5 protein-coding genes and 1 pseudogene are annotated in these 4488 nt (G+C 31.7%); all 6 read right to left on the reverse strand.

From position 1 onward, the window contains the following. Positions 1-150 (reverse strand): annotated as a pseudogene (locus LQ615_RS13230) (plasmid mobilization protein); the annotation flags it as partial. Between the two features lie 269 nt (positions 151-419). Next, complete coding sequence (gene str, locus LQ615_RS13235) at positions 420-1268, reverse strand: streptomycin adenylyltransferase Str (protein ID WP_001258486.1); 849 nt, start codon at positions 1266-1268, stop codon at positions 420-422. 7 nt (positions 1269-1275) lie between these two features. After that, on the reverse strand, positions 1276-2220 hold the full coding sequence (locus tag LQ615_RS13240) for a replication initiation factor domain-containing protein (protein WP_011167206.1): 945 nt from the start codon (positions 2218-2220) through the stop codon (positions 1276-1278). 560 nt (positions 2221-2780) lie between these two features. Further along, complete coding sequence (locus LQ615_RS13245) at positions 2781-3236, reverse strand: DUF334 domain-containing protein (protein ID WP_000753824.1); 456 nt, start codon at positions 3234-3236, stop codon at positions 2781-2783. Next, positions 3205-4167, reverse strand: coding sequence for a relaxase/mobilization nuclease domain-containing protein (locus tag LQ615_RS13250; RefSeq protein ID WP_000246202.1), 963 nt, complete (start codon positions 4165-4167; stop codon positions 3205-3207). Before LQ615_RS13250 ends, LQ615_RS13245 begins: the two co-directional genes overlap by 32 nt. Beyond that, a partial coding sequence (locus LQ615_RS13255; protein WP_239713616.1) for a plasmid mobilization protein occupies positions 4149-4488 on the reverse strand: 340 nt, incomplete at its 5' end. The genes LQ615_RS13250 and LQ615_RS13255, both read right to left, overlap by 19 nt.

A 4488-nucleotide genomic window follows, 5' to 3' on the forward strand; every position in this document is an offset into this window, starting at 1 on the left:
TGTCATATTCAAAGTTTCTGCCGACTGTTTCAACTTTGAATATTCCTGTTCACTCACTCTGAAACTAATTTGTTTTGGCTCTTTGCGGTTGGGTTTACGGTTTCCCCCAACAGACAAATCGCTAGCCAAATTATCTTTATGTTCGTTCACAAGTCCCACCACCTTTCTGACGAAAAATATTCCTTTTCATAAATATAGCTTATAATATAATCTATATTTTCTCAAGTAATATAGTGGTTTGGCAAGCGTCGTATATTCTAGCCACTTCGTTCTGAATATACCGGCTTGCTGGGATTAATCCCAGACCCTTTATGTTTTTGCTAACGCAAAAAATGAGTGGCAAAATGCTAGCCACTCATAGTTCAAAACCAAATTCAAAATCAAAACAAAAGCAACCAAAAATGTGGTTGCTAATAAAATTAATTCTCATAATTATTACGAATAAAATTCTCAATATTTTTTTCGTAATTTGGATAGTTATAATTTCCTAAACAACTTACTTTATTTGAATAATATTTAAATAATTCACAACAAAGCTTAAAAGATTGGTATGTCTTTCTATATCCATTCATCTCAAAAGTAGCTAAAAGCATATTGAATTCTTTATCAGTTAAATATTTGTTTATAAACTTATAATTCTTTCCTAAACTAAAATCAAAACCCCTATTAAAGCCAATATACCAAGAAATCATTCTTAATAATTCAGGACGTAAAATATTATTGAAATGATCTAAAGCAAATAATATTTCTCTTCTAAAAACACCCTTTGCTACATACGTTGAGACACTCCAAAACTCATTACAGCAATCATAAAATTCTCGTTCTGTTGGTTTTTTTAACCAATAATTTGAGTCATCTGGAACAATTTCTTGAGTTACTAAATTATCTTTATCAACTAAAATTTTTACAAGACCATCAGAATCACTAAAATAACGATTTAAATCTTTTAAATTAATTAATGTAATATCCATTTTTATGCCATCTTTAAAATACATTATATAACTGTAACCATAATCTAAATCAGGTGGGAATAATTCCATATCTTCTGGTTTCTGTATAAACAATAATTCTCCAAATAAACTTAACCAACTTTCTTCATGTGTGAAATACTCAATATCTGATACGAAAAAAGCAAAATCATAATCTTGAAACTTATCTTTTTTTATATTTTCATTAGTTCTTGAACCCTCGAGAGCAATAATTTTTACATTGCTTCGTTGATAAGCAAATTCAGAAACTAAATTTAAAATTTCTTTTTCAGTCCTCATTGTTTTTTCACTCCCAAAATCTAAATTCACGCTGCCAAAATTCAATCTGCTTTTGCAATTGTTTTTCATTCTCTTTTAAAGTCAATTTCATTAAGTCCGTTAAATCAATTTCTGAAATACTTTTTAACATTTCTCTGTATTTATTTTTTGTACGTCTTTCTAATTTACCCCATGTACTTTCTTCATGAATTAGCATATAAATCATTGCTTGGTCTTTTACTTTTTCTAAACTAGACCAATCTGGTTTCAAAATATGTAAATCATTAAAACAATCGTTCCAATAATCAACCATATCTCTTTTTAATTCAATTTCTACACGCCATAAGTGTTCAGACATAACTTCAATGTCTGCATTATCCTTACGTTCTTGTTTTTTATTATAAATTCTAATAAATCTATCACTGTCACGAACACCAAAATATTTTGTTTCTGGTTTACCGTTACGACCATAAAAAATAGTTTTCTTAACTGATTTATCAGTCATCGCATAATAATCGCTCAAATCGTCTTCAAAATCAAAAGCCAAATCTAATCTTGTAAAACCATCATCTTCCATGTAGTCAATGATGTTTTGTTTTAACCAAAGCATTTCTTCATGCGTAAGTTTATTAGGATTAAATTCAACACGCATATTACGTCTATCCCACGCATCTGCTTTTACTTTATCATATTCGATGTAAACTTTTTCTTGTAGAGCCTTAGCTTTAAATTTGGTTTGTAATATATCCCAAAGTCTAATTTGTGGCGCAATACTCATAAATTCAGACAGTTTGTGAGCATTGTTCTTATTAAGATTCCCAACAATTGTCATAGCATCAAAGTGTAATTTTGGTTCGGGGGTGTACATAATATGTCGGTTTAACCGGCTATTAGAGTATCCGGTTTTAGAAAAATTTGAGTTTTCCTTTTCCAAACTTTGTTTTGCCTGAATTTCTTCTGCTTTTTTACTCATAAAAAATCGACTCCTTATTTTGTTTAAGAAGTCGCTCACCCGAATATATATCTTGAAGAATAAACCAATATCGTTTAATATCTAGATATACAAAAATTAAGAAAAAAACACCAACTGTTTTTCTTTAAGGTAAGTCGCATTCACAAACTTTGGTCAGGGAGTGAGCGACTTCTTTTTTTGTTTTTTTATTTGCATATTAATATAACACTAACAAAAGGCTTGGTCTATTCAGACTAAGTCTTTTTTTATTAGGCTGAATATTTTTTAGAATATTTATATTGCTGATAAGTGTTATAAAGTATTAACGCCTGCACTACTACTTGAGCAATTGATATTGCTAAATTAATCTTTTTCTTCTTACTCATTTTCTTCAACCCCCTTTGTTGCTTTATTCCAATTGCTTTATTTACATTGAGCCTCTGTACCCTTAACAAACCCAAAACTTGTCGAATGGTCGGGCTAATAGCTCACGCTATGCCGACATTCGTCTGCAAGTTTAGTTAAGGGTACTTCTCAATATAAATAAATTTTCTCGGCATAAAAGCCTGATCATACTTTGTTTAATCATGGAATCTTGCTCTTATCCACTCATACAACCAAATAAATAGCCCTATAGCGAGTATATAAGGTAAACCATAAGCAATGTACCATAAAACTGAAATAAAGCCCTCAGAAGCCTTTATTTTGCTTGCTATGGCATTCTGTAATACATCTACATGTAAAAAGCCCATAAAATCTCTGCCAATCGTCATAATCAAAGCAAAAAGCATAAACACTAATAACATTGCACCAATACCAGTAAATAATTGCTTTTGTCTTTTTTGATAATGTTCATGTGATTGTTTAACTTCACGCAACATCGAATGAATTTCTTCTCGAACTCCATAAACATCTTTTCGAACCTCTATCTCAATATCTTCTGCATTCACTCGATTTAAATTCTTTTGTAACAAACGAACAAAATCATTATGGACTTTTTTACCTCTACCTTGAAAGTCCTCCGTCGTCTTTTTCAAACTCGACTTGATTGCCTGCAATTCCTTTTCTCTCAAGTCCTGTTGTTCTTTCATCTCTGATATATATTTTATTACTAGCTTGTTTTGTTTCTTCAGTTCTTGCAATTCTTCGTTTTCTAAGGTCTTCTGAATTTTCTGCGACTGCGTCCCAGTCAACTTCGAACGTGTCTGCATATTCATCGTATTCTCGTTCTTCTTCTCGTTCTCGTCTGAATTTCTCGATTGCAAAGCCATTTTCAATCACTCCTTTGTCATAAGAATCGCCCAACTTATTCCCACGTACTTTTTTATCTTCTTCAATGTGTCTATACGTTACGTTGTTTTTCGTTACTCTCGTGATTTCAACACCTTTTTCTTTTAGCAAAGTATTAAATTCTTCAAAGTCTACTGCGTTATCCTTTGTTTCTTCAACTGCCATTCTTATATCATTTTTCCATGACCTTTTATCTTTATCTATCATGTTCTGTTCTGCCAACGTATATCTGATTTCTGATGACTTTTCTGGCACAGATAAACCACGTTCTTCACATAACTGATCATTCGCCTTTTTTATAAAATCACGTTGTTCTTTGTTTGACTGATACTTGTTGCCTGTTTCTAAATTTACTGAATTAATAATAATGTGATTGTGATAATGGTCTTTGTCTGTATGTGTATAAACTGCAACTTGATAATCTGGTGCAATTTTTTTAGCTAATTCTAAACCTATCTCATTACACTCTTTAGCTGTTACTTCGCCAGGCTTAAAAGATTGAATGACTGTATGTGCTTGAACACCATTCTCTTTGCCATATAACGCCCTAGTTTGCTTAAAATATGATTTAGCATAATCAACATCACAATTTAAGCCGCTTTTTTCTTCTGCACGTTCTTCTGCGTAATTAATGGCACGACTTGCCGACTTCGTATTGCCTAATTTAGTTGTTGCCATATCTTATGCAACTCCTTTTTCACATCATCAAATTGCTTTTCTAAATCATGATATTTCTCTTCTGGTAAATGTGTAGCCTTATCTTTATTTTGATTAAACCACTTAGCAATCTGATTCACATTACTACCCAAATGACTTAAATCTTTGGCAATCGATTGTCGCGTTTCTTTGTCTAATTTTGGCGACACTAATCGACTGCCTTGTGCCTTTTTCTTAACGAAATTAGGCACTGTCATATTCAAAGTTTCTGCCGACTGTTTCAACTTTGAATATTCCTGTTCACTCACTCTGAAACTAATTTGTTTTGGCTCTTTGCGGTTG

This window comes from Mammaliicoccus sp. C-M13 (assembly GCF_022386845.1).
In the GTDB taxonomy this organism is placed as follows: domain Bacteria; phylum Bacillota; class Bacilli; order Staphylococcales; family Staphylococcaceae; genus Mammaliicoccus; species Mammaliicoccus lentus.